The organism is Vibrio ostreicida, from assembly GCF_013074385.2.
Lineage (GTDB): Bacteria > Pseudomonadota > Gammaproteobacteria > Enterobacterales > Vibrionaceae > Vibrio > Vibrio ostreicida.
Genome location: NZ_JABEYA020000006.1, coordinates 72,553 through 95,750, shown reverse-complemented (window position 1 = coordinate 95,750; position 23,198 = coordinate 72,553). Strand labels below are relative to the sequence as shown.

Genomic DNA, 23,198 nt, shown 5'->3' with positions numbered 1-23,198 from the left:
ACGCCCCACTCTGCCCCAAGCCGTTATCGTCCACCTGGGTATTCGCAAAGCCATCGCGGTGACATTCATTTCAACATTATAATGAGAGAACGCTGAACTCTATGATTAACTCAGACGTCACGATAAACGAACGTTATCATCCTTTAAAATTGCCCCATGCTTGCTTTCACGTGATCGAACAACCCAATGCGGATATCGACATTGATTTATACAAGTTTATCTTGAACAAGTTTGGGGTTCTTATCATTGATTTGAAATTTGAGAATCGCCATTCGACGCTGTTGGAAACCATTGTGTCTGAATTAGGCAAACCGCACACACACAGCACCGATGAAGACGCAGTATGGCACATAAACAAGGGGGCTTAAAAGGCCGAGAAAAGCTCGCACGCTCACACAAATTGGAGGAATTTGTCTTGCATACCGACTGTTCCTACGAGCAACGCGTTCCCAACTTCTTTGCTCTGCAATGCATTCGATCGGATAAGTTAAGTGGCGGAAAAAATCTGTTCGTCGACGCCTCTACCCTTATCCAGCACCTCAGTGACACCTCGCTGAGAACCCTGCAAACTGAAGCCATTCAGATTAAAGTGCCGCCTGAGTTTGATCGCGGCGTCGAGGCCATCAAAGCCCATGTTATCGACGAAAACTTAAACGTTAGGTATCGAAAAGAACTGATCATTGAAGCGAGCTTAAGCCCATCACTAAAACAGGCGATTGAAGAATTTGATCATCTGTGTCAATCACCGCTTCTGAACCGCTGGTTTGAACTCAAGGACAACCAGATCCTTATTATGGACAATCGGCGTTACTTACACGCTCGAACCAAAATCAACGATAAAGACCGACATTTGCTCAGAATACGATTCTTTATCGACGGTGAACATTTCACTGTATAACCCGTTTGAGGACATGACATGAAACAACTAATGCCTCAATATGATGAGGTCGGCCAATACGCTAAAATCCAACGCGACTTTATTGACAGTTTGTCTCAGAAAATGGATTTGACGCGCCTAGGTAACCACTTTAGCCCCTTTCCCTTGATGGTCGATCGGCAGATCAGCGAACAAATAAAAACCACGCATCAGGTGTTAGTCAAAGCCATTGAAAGCCTCGTCACCCATTACCTTGACGATGAGCGCATTCAAGCCATATTGCCGTTAAGCGACACACATAAGCAATGGATTCAATGGGAATCGCACCGCCCTTACCGGCTGTTTTCTATTCGCCCTGATTTCCTTATTTCGCAAACCAACACCATCAAAATCTGTGAGATTAACGCCCGATTCACTCTCAATGGGTTTGTTTCCGCGTACTATTTGCATCAGCAGTTGGCCGAAGATTACGGTGAAACGCTTGAATTGGAGCACGAATTGGAGCAGATCATCACGGGCTACCTGTCTCGGTTTGATCTGATGAAGCCCATCATGCTGCTGCGCGACCAAGAGGTGGGTTATGATCTCAACCTTCTCAAAGATCGCCTGCTCGACCATGGTGTCGACGTCATTGATATTACACCAAACGATTTAGCCCTCACCGCCGAAGGAGTGTCTGCCAAGGGCGTCGTTTGTGAACAAATCATACTGGAGTTGCACCAGTCCGAACTCAGTGCGATCGATGACCGTATCATGCAGCACCTGATCTCGTCGGTAAATTACGTCAATGACCTTCGCACGATCATGATTGCCCACGATAAACGGCTGTTAGTGTTGTTGTCCAATCCACACATCATGTCACGCTACCTGACTGAGCAAGAAGTGCGATGCTTAACTCGCCACATCATCCCGACCCACCTGGTTAATACGGTCGCTGACGACATCATCACCCACAAAGATCGCTGGGTGTTAAAAAAGTGTCAAAGTGGCAAAGGCGAAGGTATGTATGTGGGCCTCGATTGTGACCTTAATGCCATCCAACAGGTGGTGTCGGAACTCAGCCCTGTGTATATCGCTCAACCTTATTTAAAACAAAAACAAATCGACTTGTTTTTCAATGGCCGCACTCAAACTTGCCGTGGGGTTGGCATGATCTTGAGCCTGAACGGCGCTTATCACGGCACTGGTTATTTTCGCTTCTCGACCGAGCATATTATTGCCCTGTCCAGAGGGGGATGTGCCGTTGCAGCATGCTTTAAATAAGATTGCGGTCGACACAAAAAAGATAGCCATGGCTATCTTTTTTGTTAATGTCTTTGCTTATGGTCGCGGCGTTTTTGCCACCGCCTTTGCCACCCGTCTGTCTACCGATGCCGTGATTGTGCTCGCTTACTCCATGTCGATCATTACCATCATCACCATGGGTGTCTTTGGCATCCTCAGCCTGATTGGAATGGAGATTTCTAAGGCCAAAGACCCCCTCAGTTACCAACAGCATGTCGCCAAGTTCTTTACCGTCAGTGTGGTTCTGTGCGTGGTCGTGCTGATCGCAATGGCCGTATTCATGGTGATTGCTCAAGCAAACCATGGCCAACTGTGTGCTGATTTCATCCTTGTTTATGCCATCGGCCTGATGCCGTTTATCTTTTCGACCAGCTTACGCTATCTGCTCCTCGCTCAATCCCACACTAAGATCATCAAACTCACCAATGTGGTTACCTTTGTAATTTGTGTTTCTTTTACCTTACTGTTTCATTCCTTTTTTCATCTTTCAATTGTGAGTTTTGCTCTGGGGTGTGTGGTCGGGTTTATTTATAATCTCATCCACCTTGGGTATTTCTCTGTCAAACACAAGGTGGTGACTGGCGCTTTTCTTCCCCATCTAAACCACTGCCAGCCTAGCGAGGTGGTGAGATTTATTGTCGAAGGCAGTAAAATCTCGGCCGTTTATGCCTCCGACGCGGTGGTGAGCGCATTTATCATCTTGTTTACTCTCAGTTATGCCGACCACTACGTGGTGGCGATTCAGGTCACATTGCAACTATTTTTGTTTGCGTCGTTTTGGATCACCGGCTTCTCCAATGGGGTCATGATAACCCTCCCTAAATATCGCTCGGTCCGACAGTCGAAAAAAGCCGCACAAGTGGTTGTGCATTACATCATCAAAAAAGCGTTCAGCTATTTCGCCGTGGTCGCCCTCGTGCTGACGTTATGTGCCCGTTCAATCTTGTCATCGGTATTTAATCTCAGTGGCGACGCGCATCACATCGCCACTCAGGAAGTCTATTGCCTTTTAATACTGGTATTTTTTGATTTTATCCGTCAGTCCCTATTTTATCTATTGCGGCTGTTTGATCAGGTCAACTCAGCGGTCGCCGTGTCTTATGGCTTCTTTTTCTTGTCGATTATCAGTATGGCCATCTGCCGAGAATTGGGACAAAGCCCCATTTACTTTTTACTCTGTTATACCCTCGCCTGTCTGTTTATCTCAGGCTCTTTTTTGAAAAAAATCCATGGATATGAATTCGCAAGAAGGTGACCCATTTGTTATTCCATCCGTTAAAAGACAATCTGTTTTACCGCGCTTTGATTGGCAAAACGCTCACCCCCCAATGTGCGTATCCGATCTTAAACAAAAGTGATTACGATCGAGCCATTCGCCAGTTACGATCGCGCTTTAAGCCCACCGATGATTTCTGGCGGTCGGTGTATTGGTCTCCCACCGGAGGCTCAACCAGCTCAGAATCAGAAAGCCTGTTTTTTCCGTGGGACAATCAAGAGACCGAAACCCAACGTCGGCTAATGGCTAGCGCTTTGTCGATCCCATCGTTGGGGCCGTTTGCCGACAACCGGATCATGGCCAATGTGTTTACAGGCACCCAGATGTACCGCTCATTGGAGCTGTTCAATCAACTCGCCACCTATGCTCAAATGACCAGCTTACCGATTGGCTCAAATTGCACGCATCAACAAATGGATCAATTGATCACCCATTTCAGCCCCGACCTGATCGCCGGTCCGCCGATTATTTTGGCCGACTACGCTACGTATTGTTTAAAAAACGGCTTGTCACGCCCAAAATCGGCCGTCCTTTATGCGACCAACCCTCTGTTTCCCGCGCAAGCTAACGCCATCAAAGCGGCCTTTCATGATCCCGTGATTTACTCCGTTTACGGCTCGGCTGAAACGGGGCCTTGGGCGTTTCACAACAGCGAGGTGTTGGCCCAAAACCAGTTCATTGTCGTTGATGACATTGCCGACGTCGAAATTATCGATCCGGACCCGCATGGGTATGGTCAGGTGGTGGTGACCATCAAACCCAGAAAACGATTCCCTGTGGTGCGTTATGCCATGGGCGATATTGGTAAGCGTTCGATGCTTGAACTCGGTCATCAGCACTACACGCTATTGGAGGTCAAAGGAAGAAACTCGCAATGGTTATCGCTGGCGGATAACAACATCGCGCTTGAGACTTTTTACCCGATACTTGAGCACGCACTGGACTGGCAAATCGTGCAATATTTTGAGGAGCACACCCACAAAGAAGTGGTCCACTTCCGTTTGGTTTCAGGCCATCATTGCGAGGAGTTACACACACAGATCGAACAACTCGAACGCGTGCTGCTGATTGATAAATACAAAGGTCGCTTGGTGCTCAAAGTCGAGCAAGTCCGTGTCGATGACCTGATCAAATCTAAACTCAGCCAAAAAGTGATTAAAGTGGTTGATCAACGCGGCGACTCACCGACTGACCCTTAGCCATTGGCACACAACCGCCCGCCATTTGAACGGCTGGGACACCATAAAAAAGGCGGATGAACCTATCATCCGCCTCATTTCATTCACAACGCTGCATTCGCGGCTGTGCTGGCTCATTGGCTCTCAATGCGATTGCTCATGAGCCCCCATCTTGCAATAGGCGGCACTTGGCTTGCTCACGAACATTATTTTTGTGCCACTGCTTAAAGTAAGCGCGTTGCTCTGCCAGCGTCCGGCTATTGTGCGCCTGCTCCCTGAGTAACTTGTGGTAGTTATCAAGGCGCCGCTGCGTCAACTCACCCCGTTCGAGCGCCGCAAGAATTTGACAGCCCGGCTCCGATTGATGTTGGCAATCGGAAAAGCGACAACGCAGTGCCAAGGCTTCAATATCAGCGAAGGTTTCACTCACCCCATGGGCGCAATCGGCCAACTGCAGTTCACGCATCCCCGGCGTATCAAGCAATAAACCACCGTTTTCGATACGATGCAATGAACGGGAAGTCGTCGTGTGGCGACCTTTGCTGTCGTCTTCGCGGATGTCCCCAGTCTCCTGCTCGATCTGACCAAGCAGCGCATTAACCAATGTCGACTTGCCGACCCCAGAGGAGCCGATAAACGCCACGGTTTGGCCAAGCTTACACCAATCGATCAACGCATGGGCAGACGCGGTATCCAAACTGTTAACCGCTTCCACCCTGAGCATAGGATCGAGCTGTTGCACTTGCTGTATCTTCACGGATACGTCATCGCATAAGTCTTTTTTGCTTAGGACAATGACAGGATCAACGCCAGCTTCATTGGCTAAAGCAAGATAGCGTTCAATCCGGCTCAGGTTAAAATCATGGTTTAAGGACACCACAATAAACGCCGTATTAATATTGGCCGCAATCAGCTGCTCAGACACTTTGCTGCCCGCCGCTTTCCGGCTGAACAAAGACTGCCTTTCAAGCAAACGGTCAAATTGCCGCTCGGGATTTAACAGGACCCAATCACCGACCGTCATCGCTGGTTGGCTGTGATGGATAGGTAGACTTATTTCCCCCTCTTCGCTGGCTAGCGTATAGCCACTGCGGTGATGCGCAATCACCCGAGTGATCATGGAATGCTCGTAATCATCGAGCGTCAGTTGTTGTTGAAATACAGGTTGCCATCCCAGTTGTTGTAGGGAAAGTGGTTGAGAAAATGGCGTTTGTGTAGGCATTATTTGATGACCCTAGACGTCACAATCGTTTCCTATCATCGAAACGAAACTCGGCCGATGAAAAACGCTCGTGGCGTCAAAAAATGGAGTAGTAGGGGCAAATAAAATAGATTTAGACCCCGGTTGTTATAACACACCGGGTAAAAGGGACGTTGGGTGACTCAATCAGTACTGAGAAAGGTAGGAGGATTCGTTGCTGAAACTGTCCGTTACCCTATGCTCTTTGCGCCGCTTTTACTGCCGTGTGAGTTCTTGATTACAATCATCTTGTGTTCTCCTTGACCATGAATATGCATTCAGTATAACAAAAAAACACCAAGATAACAGACCCATCGCCCCATGAGTTTTGCCCTACAACGCGGATTGATGCCGATCACACCTCTTTTTGTATGACAACAAGGCAACTGACATTTGAGGTTCCCAATATGAGCACTATACTTTTCAAAAAAGCCCCTTGTAGGATCATTATGAAAGTGCATTATTTTTTGTCTGTGTTACTCGGTTGTTTTAGCTTGAGTGTCAATGCAGAAAACCTATCAATCGCCGGTTCAACCACAATAAAACCCATATTTGACCACCTAAACTACGTCCTCCGTGACGGAAAAGTAGGCTTGGCAGACAAAACACTTAACACCATTAAAGCCATCAACACCGATCTTGGCCCACAAGTGCAAGACCAGATACGAGCGCACTTTAGCGGGGAGTCATTGAATATCCGGCCGGGAGGCTCGTCGAAAGGCATCAAGAGCGCCCATGCTAATCAAGTCGACATAGGGATGGCTTCCCGTGCTTTAAAAGACAAAGAAGCACCGCTGAAAGATAAAATAGACGTCGTCAAGCTCGGGTCCGACGCACTGGTGTTTGTCGCCGCTCAAGCCAACCCAGTCAGTGATGTGACACTGGCCTCATTAACGAAGGTCTTTAGTGGAGAGATCAACTCATGGCAGGCACTAGGCGGGGACAGCGCCGACATCCGAAGGATCGGCAAAGGCGCTCATCATGGCACCTATGATGTCTTCATCAGTCAATTGGGCCTCAAAGACAAGAAGCTCGCCGCCATCACCTATTTTGAAGACGAAGCGACCATTGTAAAATCCATTGGCCAACGTTTTCCCAACGGTTTAGCGTTTGGGTCTTTAGGCGCGATTCCAAACGGTGACATCGGCAGCTCAGTGAAGGTTTTGGCGGTCGACGGGGTGAACCCGCTGGTTGATGGCCAGTTTAATAGCCAGTACCAATACGTCAGACCCCTGAATTTGGTGATCAACAAGCAATCCATCGGCAAGCCGGGCGTTGAGAAAGTGATGAGCTTTTTCAAAACAGACGCGGGAAAGGCATTGGTTCAGGCGTATGGATTCGTCCCAGAGCCTTAACCCTAGTTCCCCCAGTCCTTTCGGCAACAATAATGCGCCCAGCGGCGCATTATTGTTTTAAACAAGTTGTGAGTAAAAAACCGTTGCCATACCTGAGTTTTTGGCCTTGTGTCACCGCTCGCAGGAATCCGTCATAGCGCTGACTGTAATGTAAAATCAACGAGAAGTGCGGTGATGACGTCTTTTAACGGCGCCAAGCTGGCGTGATCTTCCGCTTCAATTTTACCCGCAGATGACAAGGTCAATGCTCTCTTTCCTTTATCAATGGTGAGTTCAAGCATCGACCCCTGACCTAAGGGTTTGCCATGGCGTTCATCACGGGAGTATTGACGAAATCTCCTGAAAAAAGCCCCCGTCTGAGACAATGAATATCCTAACAAAAGTAATGATCCACCGACCCGAAAGTAAAGGAATGAACCGTGGCTCAGCGCTCGCAGAACATACGTGAAGTATTATGAAATATACGGTAAAACTCAGCGCGTCTATCTCGACACATGCCATTCTGGCAAGAGGATGTCTTTCATTATGACGGAGGCTTCATATCCTCATTGTCTAATTTAACGAGGATGAACCCATCTGGGATCATCCCCGCTCCCACTGACTGTCTCACTATCGTCATGACCAATAGCCGATCATTTATGTCGCCATTAATCGACGGGCCCGTACTCTTTAAATGTCACCATTTGATTCACTGCTTTGATGAACGTCTGGTGATGCTCCGCAGGGGCATCAAAGGCAGCAGTGTAAAAATAGATGTGAAGAGAAAATGCGCTGTCATACGCTCGCTCAGTGGTATAGTCATACGGCAGCAAAAAATAACTCGAGACCCCATTTTTAAACGTCTCCTTCTTTTCAATCTCGCAATACTCCACGTTTTGCTTCAGCGGGGTGACTTTTATTTTCGGCGCCTTAACCACCCCAGCCATCTTATACGTGACCAATAATACCCCCGCTCCCACGCCTGCACCCACCAGAGACAATGGTCCAATGACACTCAAACCCACCAAAGACATCGCAATAACAAAATAGCCAAAGTAGCGCAGCGCGGTATAGCAGCGCTCCGGCACCTGTTCTACATTGGTCACAATCATGCCTTTTTCCGTCAGTGTGGCGGTCTGACGGATCTTGACGTTTCTGGCCTGATATAGGTACGCCCCCGTAGCGCCGATTAAAACCAGTACACCAAACAACCCAAACGAGGGCAATGACATGCCGAACCACACACCAAGGGCGCTGGCCACTAACCAAAGGATGGGCATAAACTTGCTGGGTAAGGGCGCCTTGACCAGTTCAAACTCATCAAGGACCTTGGCGTCCTTGACCGCTTGCTCGGCTTGCTGTTGATACTCTTGGGTTAACTCGGGCAATTCTGCTAACGTGTCTGTCATAACGGAGGACTCTTCATATAAAAATACTACGATTCAATAGGATGTTTCTTACTTATTATACTCTGGCGTGAGCTCAGGTAGCGGCGTTAATGTGTCGGTCATACTCTTAAGGGGCCTCTAACATATCACGGGTACACCGTCTCAATCTCTTCGGTTTTGACCACCTGATTGACTGCTTTCATAAAATCACGTTGGGTATCACTATCAGCGTGGTAAACAACATCATGGAGGACTTGCATTTCATTGTAGGCGTCATCATCTAAACCGTAAGGTCTAAGATGCATAAATAAAAAATAAGAAGTTAAACCGTGTTTAAAACGTAACTCGCCTTTGTCTTCCAAATAGAGCATTCCCTCAATAAAAGGGTGAATCTCTACCTTAGGCCGCTTCACCACCCCCGTCATCTTAAACGCCATCAAGGCACCGGCGCCTGCCCCCGCAAAAGCCATCGGCCCTATCACCAGCAGGGCCACCAAGGACACCCCAATGGTAAAATAAGCCGAGTAGCGCACCACGGTGTAGCACATCTCCGGTACCATCTCCAAGTTACTGACAATTATGCCTTTTTCCGTGAGCGTGACCACCTGCTCAACCTTGGGGTTCATGGTAAAAAAGAGGAACCAACCGCTGAACCCAACAAGCACAATCACAATAGACATCTCAATCCAGCCTCCCAAGGAGGCAAACCAAAATAATAACCCCGCTCCAATCCACGCGGGAATCGCTGCGCCGTAATTAAAAAATGGCTCTTTGATCAACGTAAATTGATAGAGGACCTTTGCGTCCTCGACTTCTTGTCTGGCGCGCTGTTGATACTCTGGTGTGAGCTCAGGTAGCGGTGTTAATGTGTCGGTCATACTCTTAAGGGGCCTCTACACTATGCCGATTCACTGTCTTGACCCTTTTGCTTACGTTTTTGATTGCGTGCGGTCAACCATAGCGGCTCAACTTCCCGAGTTTTTATCACCTGATGAACCGCTTTGATAAACTGACGCTGAGTATCCGAGTCGGCGTGGTAGCATACATCGTGAAGCTCTTGCACTTTGTTGAAGGTCTCATCGTCTAAACCATAGGGTTCAAGATCAATATACAAATAACAGCAATGTAAGCCATGCTTAAATTGCACCCTACCTTTCTCCTCTTTATAGACAATTCCTTCAACAAGAGGCTGAATCTCTACCTTAGGCCGCTTCACCACCCCCGTCATCTTAAACGCCATCAAGGCACCGGCGCCTGCCCCCGCAAAAGCCATCGGCCCTATCACCAGCAAGGCCACTAAGGACACCCCAATGGTAAAATAAGCCGAGTAGCGCACCACGGTGTAGCACATCTCCGGTACCATCTCCAACTGACTGACAATAATGCCTTTTTCCGTGAGCGTGACCACCTGTTCAACCTTAGGGTTCATAGTGTAAAAGAGGTACCAACCGCTGAACCCAACAAGCACAATCACAATAGACATCTCAATCCAGCCTCCCAAGGAGGCAAACCAAAATAATAACCCCGCTCCAATCCACGTGGGAATCGCTGCGCCGTAATCAAAAAATGGCTCTTTGATCAACGTAAATTGATAGAGGACCTTTGCGTCCTCGACTTCTTGTCTGGCGCGCTGTTGATACTCTGGCGTGAGCTCAGGTAGCGGGACTGTCGGTTTTTTCATACTTGGGGACCTCTAACATAATCGGTTTATGATTCAATGGGATGGCATCCAGTATTACCATAGCTTTGTTTTGATTAAAACCCGCCTGAAGCTTAGACTGGTAAATGGTGCTGCTAAATTGCTCCGGATCGTCTTGGTACGGGCTATCGAGATCTTTAAGCACAATCAGGTTGATCTGAGGCGGCTCTGAGCGTTCATGATAAGTCACAATATGGCGCAGCGTTCGGGGCAGTGTCAGTTTGAAATAATACGTGGTCGATTCTTCACTGTCTTTCGACCATACACCCCGAGCCCAATCTTGAGCACTGAGGACCTCGCGCTCTCGCCCGCGTGAATCGATAAAACAGGTCATAGCAATTTTATCGTACTCATAAGTATTGGGCAGCGTAATCGTGATCGACTGGTCAATGAAGACCTCGGTTGATGTCGCCGAGAATGAACTTAGCGGCATCATCTTACGTTTTAACAACTGGCTTTGTACGGAAGGCTGGTTGATCAGCCGATACAACTTGAAAAACTCCTCTTCAGCGCTTAAATCGGGATCCGGCTCTTTGCCCCAAACACAGTTTAATAGCCAAGTTTCCAGCGGGGTTTTCTGAGTCAACGAAATTAGAAAGGTTACCACCAAATACAAGGCCGCGCCCCATATATTGAAAGACATCGCCCATCCGGCCATCGACCTGCCAATGGCCAACCCAAGGTAACGAGATCGTAGGGCCTGAAACGCCACAAAGCCCCAATTGCTCCCTTGACCGACTAAGGCGCCTCCTTTAAGAATAATCAACGCTTTTTCGAGACGATCATTGGACGCATTATAATCTTCAATTATCTGCCAGCCTTCCAGACCAGCAGCAATGACCCCCGCGGCCCCAGCAAGTATCGAGCGGGCAATAAATTTTTCGGCATGGAGTGTATTGGACTTAGTAAATTCTTTTCCTGGCTTGACTTTAATATCATCTAAAGAATGGGCAAGGAATCTACTGGTTGTCGGAAGCTTCCTAAACGCCATACCACGCACCTGGGCACCGATGATATTGACCATCCACACGGCACTGTAGCTGACGGTCATTTTAATGCGGCGGGTATCTGGGTAGGGTGCGTCCGCCACCGCTTTTTGCAGGGCGGAAATCTGAACGAGAACATTGATGACACTTAAGGTTGACACCACAATATCCATCCCGCCCACAACGTCCCATTTTTTTGATAGATCGTTCACTTTATCTGAAAAAACATGCTTGTTCATCTGGCTATCTTGATAGCCCCTAAATAATTTTGGGGTATTCCCAACAAAATGGGCCACCTTTTTATTCAGATTTTTGAGGACATCATTCTTGCGCTGATACTCTTTGGACCCTTTGGTTTCAGCCTTCAGGGCTTTTTGCGCTTCAAACGCGCTTTTAAGTAGCTTGTGATATTTTTGACTGGTTCCTTTCTCGCGCTCTGGAAACTCATCCTCAAGCGACAGCTTACCACCACTCGCCTGTACTTGACCCCATAGTGACATTGCCATATTGCGGCGCGCCGTGAGCCCTGGCACGTTTGCCAAGCGATTGACCAATTTGAAACGCATTAACTGCATGGCATCAATTGCTTTATCGCCCTTAACGGCGACCGCCGCTTTGGCATTATTGACGATCTCTTCCACGGGCACCAGCAGCGTTTTGGTTGCGGTAAACAGTGCCGAGTTGGGGTCATTAAAGCCCACCACATCATTAAAGGCCGCCAGAAAGCCACCCAGCGGAATGGCGTTATTTTGGCCCAACTCGCCCAGATCAATCGAGGCGACCAAATCCTCAACTTTGGCGTAAACCTTACTTGAGAAATAGTTTGAGGCCACGCCGGCGAGGTTATCTGGGTTGGTTAACAGCTCTTCAATTCTTTTATTGAGGTTTTTCCCCTTGCTCTCGCCCTCACCCTCATCCTCCTCATCGTTTGAGCAGGCTGAGGCGCCGAGATCAAACACATGCAGAATACAGTTCATCAAAGTACTGAGCGTATATTGATGGTCGTGCTCGCCAATATCTAGCCCCAAATGACGCGGATCGTTGCCTAAGGTTTTGAGCGCGGACACCAATATCGGTAAATCTCGCTGAACGGCTATATTAGCGTTAGCCTGAGTCTCAAGGTGTTGCTTGTAGAACGCATCTAACTCCGGCCATTTCACCTGTTGGTGAGCCTTGCGCCGCTCAATATATTCATCGAAGCGTTTTTCCAGCATGCTCGGATCGATACCCCTAGCCTCAAGGCGTGCCATCGCCTTGGGGTACTCATCAAAGATGGGTTTTGCTTTAGCCCGAAAATGCGCTCCTGTAGGGGTATGAAGTTCATCCTTCCGAGGTAGAAGATACTGATATTCCAAACACGTATCGATGTCTTGGTCAACGTCAACCCAGTCTTTTGGCTCGATGGCCTTGACGCTCTCCGGCGGCAGCGAGATTCTGACCAAAGCGCGGACGGCTTGCGCCACCACGCTTTTGCGTAGGGTTTCCTCATCCAACACGGTCGGCAAAACCGAGCGCGCTAAACGTAGATACAAATCGTTCAGGTCGGCCATTGGGTCATCGAGTACCACCATGGCGTGCGGCGCATGGCTTGGCACCTGATACTGATAGCTTTTCTTGTTGCGTGAGATCAGGCGAGACATCAAGCTAAACTCATCGTCTTCGTCCAAATCCGTGATAGCAGAGCTCCAATTAAAGACGTTCAAGTCTTTATCATCACCGATATCGGCCACCAGAGTTTCTATCTCGTCAATATGGGTACGATGGACCCCGACGTTGATTTCTCTGAGCCAATCTTGTCGAGCCTGTTCGGTGTGCAGGTAATAATCGACCACACGTTGAGTCCAACGCTGGCTAGCGTACCCCACGTAATAGGGGCAATCGGTGCGGGTCATCACATACGATTGGACCGGCTCGGGCTTCGCCTCACGTCGCACCGCGGCGTCGTCGCCTTTGAAGCGATAAAATTCACCCCCCTGTACCTGATACTCATGCAGTTGCCATTGATCATTGTCTGGGTCTTGATGGAGGGTATAGAGCCAGCCGTCTCGCAACTGGCGCAGGGTGTAGGGAACCTCTTCAGACTTGAATATCCCACCGGGAAATCGGCTGTCGTCATCGATGGGGTGCATGCCTTCAAGCACAGGCTTGAGGAGGCTTTCCGGTATCACTGCGTCAACGGCATATCGCACTGGCGCTATCGCCGCAAAACCGGCGATCTCGGATTCGGCCACTTTCACCACAGGAAAAGCGGGTTTGGTGCTGATCTCACCCAAGGACAGCACTTTCTCGAATATCATCGATGTGTTGGTCGGATAACTGACATCCACACCATGGTTATACACGCTGACCGGCTCAAGGTAGAGTTTATCGCCCGCTTGCAGCAAGGCATCTTGGTTGCGCCAAAAAGGGTTGAAATCGGTTAATTCTTCAAGGGTGAGACTGTTCGTCTCGGCAATGTCAGCGAGGGTATCACCCTCAACAACGGTGTGATTTTTACGGCTCGGGTTGCCTTCGCTCAATGGCACCAACTCCGCCATATCGAGCTTAACGCCGTGCTCTTCAAGGAAAGCCCCATCCACCAGCGCCATGGCGTTATCGTCCATTTCTTTGCGGCTAAAAAACAGGTACTGGTCTTGCACGACTTCACCGCCCCGTTTCCATAAGGCCAGAATGAATTCGGTAGCGCGGGAGTTATCTGGGGTTGGGTTCATGGCCCCTGGCACGCTTTCGGTGCGCAGGAAATGATAATCACGGCCACCACCAAACTGGTATTCACTCAGCATTTGACCATCAAGAAAGTGGTACACAAAACCCTGCGTCGGCAGGCCTAGCTGTTCACCGACCTGAATCGCTGGGCGAATGGGAATAAAGGCTTCTTCGATGGTGACGTCATCTTTTGGATGCGGCTGGACATTGTCGAGCCCAAAAGGAATCAAGCTGTTGGGATACGCGCTGACCAATAGCTGTTTGCTTTGTTGTTGTTCAACCGAGCAGGTGTAGTGCGTCGAATGTTTGACTGAACGGGAAGACCATTGCTTAATGGCCGACTCTTCAAGCGTGGATTTGAGGCGAATATCAAGGTACGGCTCCACGCCCTGTTTAAACACCGATTCAGAACAGGCAAACTCAATTGAGTAAGCCAACTTGGGTTCCTTTTCGGAGTGCTCAACCGCACACGAGGAACGAGAAACCGGTACATCTTCAACAATCGGGGCGTAACCCGCTTGCACGACTCGGCGTTTTTTTGAAGTAATGGTAGTCATAGCACTGAATTTAAACAGAAAATGTTAGTGTAAATTGTAACGAAAAACCCTGTGGTTATTCTCTAGTCATATGCACTTATTTGATAGGTATTTTCACTAAATTGGCAGTCAAAGTGACAAAACATCGATTCGGTTCCAATATTGATGGCCGCCCTGACGCGGCGTGCGAGTCTCAACACTGGCGTATTCAGTTCTGGGGTGAATCCCCCACCCCTAGCCATAAATATTATGAATACAACGCCGACTCACGGTATTGACCCTCACATTCAGGCCAATCTTGGCTTGCCGATGATCGTCAACCCAGAGTGCTGGCCTAGATCCACTGGGCGATTTTATCCAATAATCGATTCTTGTCTGCCGGCTTAACAATAAAGTCAGACATGCCGGAAGACCCCATTTTATCGAGTGTGATCGGCGAGCTGTCGCCAGTGTGCGCGATGATCGGTATGCCCGAGTACGCTTTGTTGGACCGTCGAATACGACGGGACGCTTCAACGCCATCCATCACTGGCATTTCGATGTCCATCAGGATCAAGTCAACCTTGTGGTGCTCTAAGGCGTCTAATGCTTGCTGGCCATCTTCCTTTTGAATCACGTGAAAGCCCTGCTGTTTTTCGAGGAGCATCGCTGTAAAGCGGCGCAAGGATTGATTATCATCGACGACCATGATCGTCCGTTGGGTGACGGCCTTGATCGGCTCGATAGGTGGCGGGGGCATCACCTCACTGCAATCAAACAATAAACGTTCGATCGTTGCTTTGGTATTCAATAACCACACTTGTGTCTCTACCCATACTGGCTCGTATGCCGCATGGCGTGTGCGTTCAATGGCACAACGTTCAAATAAATAGACAATGCGCGCTTCGGTAAACGAAAACAAGGAGGCCACTTTAAAGAAGTAACTCCCTCTTGTCTCTAAGCTCTCCAAATCGACGAATATCAAGTCAAATTCAAACTGGTATTCCTTTCTCTTGAGTGCCGAGGCCCTATCTAGCACCGTCAGCTCAAACCCCATCAGGCGCGCTATTTCGGTGATCTTGGTGGTGAGGATCTTTTGCTCACTGACCATCAAGATCGTTTTAAGCTTGATCAGCTCACTTTTGATTTGCCTGACCGTGTCTGACGCCATCAAGGGGAACGTCATGGTAAACTGTGACCACTCATCCAACTGAGATTCGCATTTAATGTCCCCGCCAAACGAGGTCATGACTTTCTGACAAAAGGGTAGCCCTAAGCCATAACTTCCCGATTGACCGGTGGTATAAAAGTCTTGAAAAATACGGCGAATTGCCGTGCTCGATATGCCGGCGCCATTGTCGGTCACCACAATGTAATTGGCGTTCTCATCACTGCAAAGGGTGACGTGAATATGAAAGTCTTCTGGGCTTTGGTGATGGAATGCGTTTTTCAATAAATTGTACATTACGTACTTCAATAAGGTGTCGCTGCCCAAGAAATCGAAATCCGATTGTACGTCCAAAGAAAGCGCTTGTTTATCGGCCGCACGCTGATAATTGAAGCTGTTGATGGCGTCCCCAACCACGGTGTGTGCCGACTGTTTTTTGAAGGTTGAACGTGAGACTCGGTTTTCATCAATCGAGGTCAGGAGAAGGTCGATCGTCTCGTTACCTGAATGGATAATATTCATTGCTTCATCGCTCACGGCTCGCAGTTGTGTGACGTCTTCAGCGCTCAGTTGATAGTGAGTGTTGTCTGGCTCATCGTTCGGCGTGGGCAACAAAGACTGCATCAGATCAATCGAGGCCAGCACGCCACTCAGCGGGTTTCGCATCTCATGGGCAATCCCCGCACCAAAGGACTTCGCCAATGAGACTTTGGCGTCATGCTCAGCTTGATTACGAAAGTAGAATAAATACACAAACAGGTAATTGAATAAGAATATCGGCACATGGGTCCAGTTGATTGTGGTCGATAAATGAAACCCCTGCATCAGCCAAGCAAAAAGGATCGCTAAGCTAATGCCAACAAAGGTTTGAGCGAACATCACCCAAGTCACCCGAACCAATAATATATGCAGGAAGATCGCCGACATAAACGACATGACCCAAATGGTGGACCATTGGTTCATCAACAACATATAGAAGAAGAAACACGGTAGGCCAAGCGTGACCGCCACTTGATAATAGATGGGAAAGTACTTGCGCCATGCCGTTGGCAGATGGTTACGACAAATAAAAACCAAAAATAATAGCGCACAAAAGAAGCGCAGTGGCCCGTTTTCATAGGGTTGGGGGAACAGAAACGCCCACACTAAGTAATAGATCGGGAACCCGGCAAACCCCATCCATCCAACCAGCGTTAAATTGGGTTCTGCGTACTGATAAACTTTACGAATGGCATTCATATGAAATAATTTATTAATCCAAGTGAAATATTGACTAATTGCATAACTAAGTGCTTTTTTATGCTTGAAAACTGATTATATATAATATCTCGGTCACGAACAGGGGAGCGCTCATTAAATCGATCGTAACAATCTGCTTTCACTCGCATATTCTCTCTAAACATTGCGAATAACATCAAGAGGCTTGTTTCTTTTATGGGCCCGTTTAACCAATCCTGAGAGGGTAACAGCCTTCGTTAATACTGGCACCGTGACAAACTGACGGCAGAACCGCCACCGATTGGTGTGATTTTGTCGGTCAAGTGCGTAAAAATGCAGGTTGGTGCGGAAAGAGTGACGGTTTCGCTAGGCAAAAACACGGCGTCTCAGGCATGAGACGTGCCATATTTGTGGCCATCATCACGCAAAAAGTGCGGTTCACGTGCCTCGTTCACAATACGTTAAAACTGATCTAGAGTTATAGTGAACGGTTATAGGGGCTGACTTTGTACAGGTTAAACCAATGAAAATACCACTCACTGTTATGCTGGCTCTGGTGGGTTTTAACGCTTATGCAGAAAAAATCACCTTAACGACCACTGACTGGCCACCTTTATACGCTGAGCACTTACCCAACTACGGCTTCTTTGCCGAGTTATCTCGCGCCGTATTTAAAAAAGCAGGGTATGATTTGCACATCGAATTCGTGACTCCTTGGGTAAGAGCACTGGAGTGGGCCAAAGACGGCAGATACGATGGTTTATTAGGCGCTTATTTCACTCAAGAGAGAACCCAGTTTTTCTATTACCCAGACCCCATCTATTCCGTCAATGAAATCTTTATCCAGAAGTATGACAACAACATCACGTATAACGAACTCAACGAGCTCAAGCCTTATTCCATTGGAGGCATGCGCGGCGGTGCCCACTTAGAGATCCTTCAAGAGCAAGGTTTTGATATCGATGAAACCACCGATGATTTGCAAAGTTTAAGAAAATTAGCCGTCGGACGGGTCGAATTAGTGCTGATGGCGGAGCATCAATTCCATTTTTTGATGGATCAACATCCAGACTTAACGGGTAAACTTAAAACCGTTTACCCACCCTATAAAACGTTTAATATCTATACGCCGATCAGTAAAAAGAGAAAGGGCGACAACACAGTGCTGATCGACAAACTCAACGCCGCCATTTTGGCCCTTAAAGAAGATGGGACGTTTGACACCCTTCTGAAAAGCGATGATGATCAATGAAGAGTCACAACGCCCACCTCACGGGGAAAGTCGAACCATTCAGATTAGGGAAAGAGGGCGAACTCTGCTAGAATCCGCTGCCTTTCTATCTTGACAAGACAAACACCGTTTTGTTGAGAGCGGAAACCACACCAGCCACGACCTCGGTTCGTTAGATATTTGGGAACTCGTTATGATGACGGATGAAGAAAGAATTGAATTACAACAAAATAATCCTTTGCACGGCCTTAAGTTAGATACCCTGCTCCAAGAGCTGGTCGACTTCTATGGCTGGGACATTCTCGATACAGCCATGCGTTTTAACTGCTTTCATACCAACCCATCGGTCGCGAGTAGCGTTAAGTATCTCAAGAAAACCGATTGGGCGAGGGAAAAACTCGAGAACTTTTACCTATACCGCTTTAAGCGTATGCCCCGCGCCTCGAGTGAAGAGTTTGATTTGTCTCCCCGTGCACGGACCTTCCCTCACGGCCTCAAGCCGAAAGAGCCTATGGTACTGACGGTGGATTCCATTTTGGCCTCACAAGCAAAAGCCGCATCAGCGCACAAAGAGCGATCACGCCGCCGTTAATGCCTGCGCCACGTTTTGCCTTCAAGGCGTGGCGTTTTAGCGAGATGAGAGGCGGGGTTTCTGACTCACTTAGCGAGATACACAAGGATAGGTTTTGTCTTCCATTCAAATCTGCAGATACGTGATAAGCTTTGCGTGGTTGTACCACGGTATATTCCCCAAGCTTGTCCACATTGCCCCACTAGAGCACTTAATCACGTCTAGCCTCGGTTTTTCCGATGAGGTCTCCATTCTAATCACTCGGGCTGCCGGCGTTGGTGAAGTTGTTTTTGGCGTGTTATTTTTCCTATTCTATAAATATACGCTCATGAATATCCTGAATATTTCAGGGTTGGCTTTGTTATTGTTGGCGGTGATGTTTCTTCAACCTCAGCTTTTGATTGAAGCTTTTAATCCCGTGACCACCAATATTCCGTTAATTGCGCTAAGTGGTTTGCTGATTAAAGCACGACAAAGTGAACACCGAGTCTAGGGCGCAGAACGTGGTCAGGGACAGGATAGTAAAATTGAGTGAAACTTCGGGTTATCGCAAACACAGAAAGCCCAATTAACTATGCCACTCCCCCCTTCAGGATGACGGTGTGGGATGACGGTGTGTGTCCTGAATTTATGTCACGGTGTGTGTCCTGAATTTATGTCCTGAATTTACGAATTTACGAATTTACGAATTTACGACTGAATTTACGGAATTTATCGTAGAAACGAAAGATTTGATTGCCTATAAACGCATTCATGCCGATGTCTTGGGCGAAGCGCCATGGGTTAATTCTATTTCGACCATGGTCGTCATGGATTCACCCAAAGATGTAAGGTGATACATCTTCGGGTGAAGTACATCTATTCGGCCTGTTTGTTACGGTTAACAAGCACAATTGAACCGGTCACCAATGCCATACCAATGGCATGCCAAATAGTAAACAATTCGCCCAGAATCACTACGGCTAAAATAGCCGTCACCAATGGTCCAATGTTGTTTGAGAGGCTGAGTTCGGTTGGTGTTAACCTCGCCATGGCAGCCGCAACAATGTACGAAGGCAAGACAGTACAGAAGAACCCCATGAAGGTTCCAATTGCAATCAATTGCCAGCTCCAGTTGGTTGGATCTAAGTCAACGGCAAGCGCATGAACTAAAATGGCTACACCTGCAGACATCATTCCTAAGCTGTTAAACAACTTGCTGCCCATTTGTGTAATCAGCCCTTTACTTAAGACTAAATAGACCGCAAAAACGAAAGCAGATGCAACAGCCAACCCCGCGCCAAACCAAACCGCGTCACCAAACGACTGCATATCTTGCACAAAGACCACTGAGATTCCTAAGTACCCCATCAATGTTGCTAGGGCTGTCATCAAAGTGGGTCGTTTTCCAAAGGCAACCCAAGTGAGCAAAACAACAAAAGTTGGAAACAAAAACAACAGTAAACGTTCAAGCTGCGCTGAAATAAACTCTAATGCCACGATATCGAGATAGCTGGCCCCGTAGTAACCCAATACTCCTATAGCGATGGCCTTTAAACCATGAGTTTTTACCAGCTGCCGGTTTTCTGTTTTCTGGCATAGCAGAAGCAGAATGACCAAATAAAATGGAAGAGACGTAATGGCTCGGAGCGACATGATGGATTCCACGTTTCCACCATACTGATAAGCAAGCTTAACCATAATGGGTTTGATTGAAAAAAGTACAGTTCCAAGCAGGGCTAATACGACACCAATTTGAAAGGATGAAAGTCCAAATTTGCGCTCAGTAACCACAGACGTTGGGGAGGTATCCATGAATTCTCGTTTCCTATTTTTGGGTTTGGGCAACGAGAAAAGTGGCGGGTTGTTGGCTACGATTCTCGCAGCCAGGCACACTAAAACCTACCGACTACGGGCAATATCGAGTAGGAGCCAGAGATTAGTGTGGATGAAAGTCATTGTTTATTCTCAATGTGATTGAATAATCACCATATTGGTTTAATTGGGATCTGGCAAGGTTTTTTAAGCAACAAGTTACATTAATTTATCCGTGTGTGTCCTGAATTTATCGTGGAAAGCCCAATTAACTATGCCACTCCCCCCTTCAGGATGACGGTGTGGGATTACGGTGTGTGTCCTGAATTTATCATCTCTTGGCACCCAAACTCCAAACCACTTATCTGACCCAGTAAGCGCCTGACACTCTTTGCAATAGCAAAAAATTGAATTTATCGGATCGTTTTCAAAGTAAAATTCAATATCACCGCAACTACAACTTCCTATATGTTTTTTCATGCTATCTCCTATCTAATGGTTGCCTAACGCCGCGTTAAGTGGTGAGCAACGCTACCACCCGACCTAAACTATTGTGCCGTAAACACTAAAGCTGAATCAAACTGAAAATACCAAGCGTTGGGAATCCGTCTTAAACGCTTTGTATGTTTTAGTAGCCTCGATCTCATTGCCAGCAATAGTACACAAAACCAAACCACTTTCTTTTTCGCTAGAGCTAATAATGAGCTTCCCAAATGAATCCCAAACTGAGCTTTTACCACAAGTTTTCCAGCCACCTGTTTCTGAGATATGGTTGCTTAGAAGTACTGGAACTCGTTGCTCTAAAGCAATTTCGGATAGGATTTTAGAATCAGGGGTAAAGCCATTACCAGAAATTAGAGCACTTACAACATAAGCATCTGCACCGAGCTTTTTAGCCCGCAGAGAATGTTCCGGTGTTATAAAGTCGGCACAAATAGCCAACGCTATTTGATGCCCATTCACAGTAAAGAAGTAATCCGTCGCCCCAAAAGAACAATGCTTATCTTCGCCTTCATGCAGATATTGCTTTGAATAAAATTGGACTGAGCCATCGGGAAAACAAACTACCGCACCTATTGTTGGCTTTGAGGAATTGTTAGCTTTTAGCGGACAACCTGCAATAACTATAATCTCATTTTCAACTGACGCTTGAGAGAGTTCTTTAAAACTCAACGGCTCAGGCGAAAACGCTAGCTCAGAAACCAAATCTAACTCATAGCCCGTCAATGATAATTCCGGAAAAACGACAACATCAGCTTTGTAAGAAGATGATTCCTCGATCATCTTAATGTGACTTTCAATATTTCCACATAAGTCGCCTCTCACGATCGGGATTTGAGCCAAGCTTATAGTTACACCAATTTCCAAGTTTCCTCCTTAAAACATAACGCCGCAATAAGTTGTGAGTAGACGTGTGTCATGTTTGAGCGAAGCGAGTAACACAAAAACGCGGAGGTTTTGGCGTCAGACTGGAAGCGCTTGTTAGCACTGACGCTGCGCATTCTCTTTGTTTAAATCTTTGACACCTGGAGCATTCGCTACAAGCTTATTACCCAAGACATCGGATAACCCGATGAATAGGGTTGCACTACTATCCCAGCATACAATTTCAAACAGGGAGTTTTTAAGCTGTTTTTCTGGCTCACCTTGCCAGAACCCTTGGTTACCATCAGCAAACGGCTCGTCAGTGGTAAATGGCTCCGTATTTTTCGGAAAGGCAGAAATTACCGACCAGACAAATTGATAATCATATTCCTGAAGCTTCGAAGATAGAGCTTCGCCTCGCACCCATGATGGATCATCTAGTTCTGGCCACGCCCCCTCAATATCGGAAATATGCCAATCGTAATCTTCAAGATCGATTTCAAGCCAACGAGCCACATCATTCATACTCGTATAGAAGCGAACCTTTGATGTATTTTCCTGTATGTAGTTCATAGCTCGATCTGAGTGCTAACGCTAAGCTAACGTGCCCAAAACCGTGGCATATACTTTTGCAAAGCAAAAATGCCGCGCGTTTAGGGTCACTGTTAAGCGCCTTGTTAGTTTTATTTTACACCGAGAATCGACCGAAACTCTGTTTCCAGTTCAGATAATAGAGGTGGAATAGTGTCTGCGAATGTTGTAAATGCGGTCTTCCAAGCCTCATCGTACTCATGTTCAGGTGCAATTTCACTATGCATAAAACTTGAGAAAGCAAAGATAAAGCGATGAGCTGGGATTTGAACTTCTTTGAACGTTGCCTGGATTCTTTGGCATAGACTTTCATTTAAATATAAATGATTTTTCACGTACACATCCCTAAAATGAGTCGCAGATCTACTCATGTCCTCCACTAATATCTCACGTTCATTTTCTTCAATATGCTCTGCTTGATGAATAAAGCGTTTTGAAACGTCAACATACTCGATTAAAGCTAGATAAATCGACAATATCCCATCAGCTCTTTTTTCATGTAACCTTGATAGTACTACTTGGTGTTCAATGTTTTGAGCAGCAATTTTTCCTTTGTAAGCCTCTAACTCTCTTCCAAGCAAGTTGGCTATAAGTGACTTACATAAAAAGCCAACAATGGCTAACCAAATACCGCTTACAACAAATGAAGTTAAGGCCGACTCTATCAATGACATAATTATCCTTTATAAAACTAACGCCGCGTTAAGTGGTGAGCAACGCTAACCACCCTACCTAAACCATTGTGACATAAACACTTAAATTGAAGTAAGCCGAAAA

General features: G+C 47.2%; 21 protein-coding genes and 1 pseudogene. 10 read left to right on the top strand and 12 right to left on the bottom strand.

Annotated elements, in window-relative coordinates; translation table 11 throughout:
- Positions 1-101 precede the first annotated feature (101 nt).
- From HLM86_RS10715 to HLM86_RS10695, 5 genes are read left to right on the top strand one after another with little or no spacing between them, the layout of a single operon-like run.
- Entirely contained in the window at positions 102-368 is a 267-nt protein-coding gene (locus HLM86_RS10715; protein WP_170882799.1) for a hypothetical protein, read from the top strand.
- The gene (locus HLM86_RS10710) at positions 344-898 is read left to right on the top strand and encodes a TauD/TfdA family dioxygenase (RefSeq protein WP_170882798.1); all 555 of its coding nucleotides are present in this window, start codon (positions 344-346) and stop codon (positions 896-898) included. The genes HLM86_RS10715 and HLM86_RS10710 overlap by 25 nt, the downstream gene beginning before the upstream one ends.
- An 18-nt stretch (positions 899-916) precedes the next feature.
- Positions 917-2,140: an ATP-grasp domain-containing protein gene (locus HLM86_RS10705; protein WP_076589125.1), complete on the top strand. Its 1,224-nt coding sequence runs from the start codon at positions 917-919 to the stop codon at positions 2,138-2,140.
- The gene (locus HLM86_RS10700; RefSeq protein ID WP_143678214.1) at positions 2,121-3,416 is read left to right on the top strand and encodes a hypothetical protein; all 1,296 of its coding nucleotides are present in this window, start codon (positions 2,121-2,123) and stop codon (positions 3,414-3,416) included. The genes HLM86_RS10705 and HLM86_RS10700 overlap by 20 nt, the downstream gene beginning before the upstream one ends.
- A gap of 5 nt (positions 3,417-3,421) precedes the next feature.
- Positions 3,422-4,636, top strand: coding sequence for a phenylacetate--CoA ligase family protein (locus HLM86_RS10695; protein ID WP_143678216.1), 1,215 nt, complete (start codon positions 3,422-3,424; stop codon positions 4,634-4,636).
- A 136-nt stretch (positions 4,637-4,772) separates the two neighbouring features.
- Here the strand turns inward: HLM86_RS10695 and rsgA are convergent, their stop codons facing one another.
- On the bottom strand, positions 4,773-5,837 hold the full coding sequence (gene rsgA, locus HLM86_RS10690; RefSeq protein ID WP_170882797.1) for a ribosome small subunit-dependent GTPase A: 1,065 nt from the start codon (positions 5,835-5,837) through the stop codon (positions 4,773-4,775).
- 467 nt (positions 5,838-6,304) lie between these two features.
- Here rsgA and HLM86_RS10685 point away from each other — a divergent pair, with 467 nt between their 5' ends.
- On the top strand, positions 6,305-7,210 hold the full coding sequence (locus tag HLM86_RS10685; RefSeq protein ID WP_170882796.1) for a substrate-binding domain-containing protein: 906 nt from the start codon (positions 6,305-6,307) through the stop codon (positions 7,208-7,210).
- A gap of 131 nt (positions 7,211-7,341) precedes the next feature.
- Here the strand turns inward: HLM86_RS10685 and HLM86_RS10680 are convergent, their stop codons facing one another.
- From HLM86_RS10680 to HLM86_RS10655, 6 genes are all read right to left on the bottom strand, one after another.
- Entirely contained in the window at positions 7,342-7,575 is a 234-nt protein-coding gene (locus HLM86_RS10680; protein ID WP_170882795.1) for a hypothetical protein, read from the bottom strand.
- Positions 7,576-7,857: 282 nt separating this feature from the next.
- A complete protein-coding gene (locus HLM86_RS10675; RefSeq protein WP_076589131.1) occupies positions 7,858-8,598 on the bottom strand; it encodes an immunity protein TsiV2 protein in 741 nt (246 codons plus the stop codon).
- 125 nt (positions 8,599-8,723) lie between these two features.
- Positions 8,724-9,455, bottom strand: a complete 732-nt coding sequence (locus HLM86_RS10670) for an immunity protein TsiV2 protein (protein WP_170882794.1) — start codon at positions 9,453-9,455, stop codon at positions 8,724-8,726.
- A 20-nt stretch (positions 9,456-9,475) separates the two neighbouring features.
- On the bottom strand, positions 9,476-10,258 hold the full coding sequence (locus HLM86_RS10665; protein ID WP_170882793.1) for an immunity protein TsiV2 protein: 783 nt from the start codon (positions 10,256-10,258) through the stop codon (positions 9,476-9,478).
- Positions 10,230-14,525, bottom strand: a complete 4,296-nt coding sequence (locus HLM86_RS10660) for a LysM peptidoglycan-binding domain-containing protein (RefSeq protein ID WP_170882792.1) — start codon at positions 14,523-14,525, stop codon at positions 10,230-10,232. The genes HLM86_RS10665 and HLM86_RS10660 overlap by 29 nt, the downstream gene beginning before the upstream one ends.
- Before the next feature lie 313 nt (positions 14,526-14,838).
- Entirely contained in the window at positions 14,839-16,890 is a 2,052-nt protein-coding gene (locus tag HLM86_RS10655) for a hybrid sensor histidine kinase/response regulator (protein WP_076589141.1), read from the bottom strand.
- Positions 16,891-17,392: 502 nt separating this feature from the next.
- Here HLM86_RS10655 and HLM86_RS10650 point away from each other — a divergent pair.
- The 4 genes and pseudogenes from HLM86_RS10650 to HLM86_RS10635 all read left to right on the top strand — a co-directional run.
- Positions 17,393-18,121, top strand: a complete 729-nt coding sequence (locus HLM86_RS10650; protein WP_143678218.1) for a substrate-binding periplasmic protein — start codon at positions 17,393-17,395, stop codon at positions 18,119-18,121.
- A 175-nt stretch (positions 18,122-18,296) separates the two neighbouring features.
- Entirely contained in the window at positions 18,297-18,692 is a 396-nt protein-coding gene (locus HLM86_RS10645) for a VF530 family protein (protein ID WP_143678235.1), read from the top strand.
- A 94-nt stretch (positions 18,693-18,786) separates the two neighbouring features.
- Positions 18,787-19,164 (top strand): DoxX-like family protein, encoded by a 378-nt coding sequence (locus tag HLM86_RS10640; protein WP_076589144.1) that lies wholly within the window; start codon positions 18,787-18,789, stop codon positions 19,162-19,164.
- A gap of 223 nt (positions 19,165-19,387) precedes the next feature.
- Positions 19,388-19,507, top strand: a pseudogene (locus HLM86_RS10635) (Lrp/AsnC family transcriptional regulator); the annotation flags it as partial.
- Between the two features lie 22 nt (positions 19,508-19,529).
- Here the strand turns inward: HLM86_RS10635 and HLM86_RS10630 are convergent.
- The 5 genes from HLM86_RS10630 to HLM86_RS10615 all read right to left on the bottom strand — a co-directional run bounded on the left by HLM86_RS10630 (position 19,530) and on the right by HLM86_RS10615 (position 23,095).
- On the bottom strand, positions 19,530-20,465 hold the full coding sequence (locus HLM86_RS10630) for a DMT family transporter (protein WP_170882791.1): 936 nt from the start codon (positions 20,463-20,465) through the stop codon (positions 19,530-19,532).
- A 219-nt stretch (positions 20,466-20,684) separates the two neighbouring features.
- On the bottom strand, positions 20,685-20,945 hold the full coding sequence (locus HLM86_RS20490; protein ID WP_438273022.1) for a GFA family protein: 261 nt from the start codon (positions 20,943-20,945) through the stop codon (positions 20,685-20,687).
- 96 nt (positions 20,946-21,041) lie between these two features.
- A complete protein-coding gene (locus HLM86_RS10625; RefSeq protein ID WP_076589147.1) occupies positions 21,042-21,833 on the bottom strand; it encodes a carbon-nitrogen hydrolase family protein in 792 nt (263 codons plus the stop codon).
- A gap of 114 nt (positions 21,834-21,947) precedes the next feature.
- Positions 21,948-22,403, bottom strand: a complete 456-nt coding sequence (locus HLM86_RS10620; RefSeq protein WP_143678220.1) for a hypothetical protein — start codon at positions 22,401-22,403, stop codon at positions 21,948-21,950.
- Between the two features lie 110 nt (positions 22,404-22,513).
- Positions 22,514-23,095, bottom strand: coding sequence for a hypothetical protein (locus HLM86_RS10615; RefSeq protein ID WP_170882790.1), 582 nt, complete (start codon positions 23,093-23,095; stop codon positions 22,514-22,516).
- Positions 23,096-23,198 lie beyond the last annotated feature (103 nt).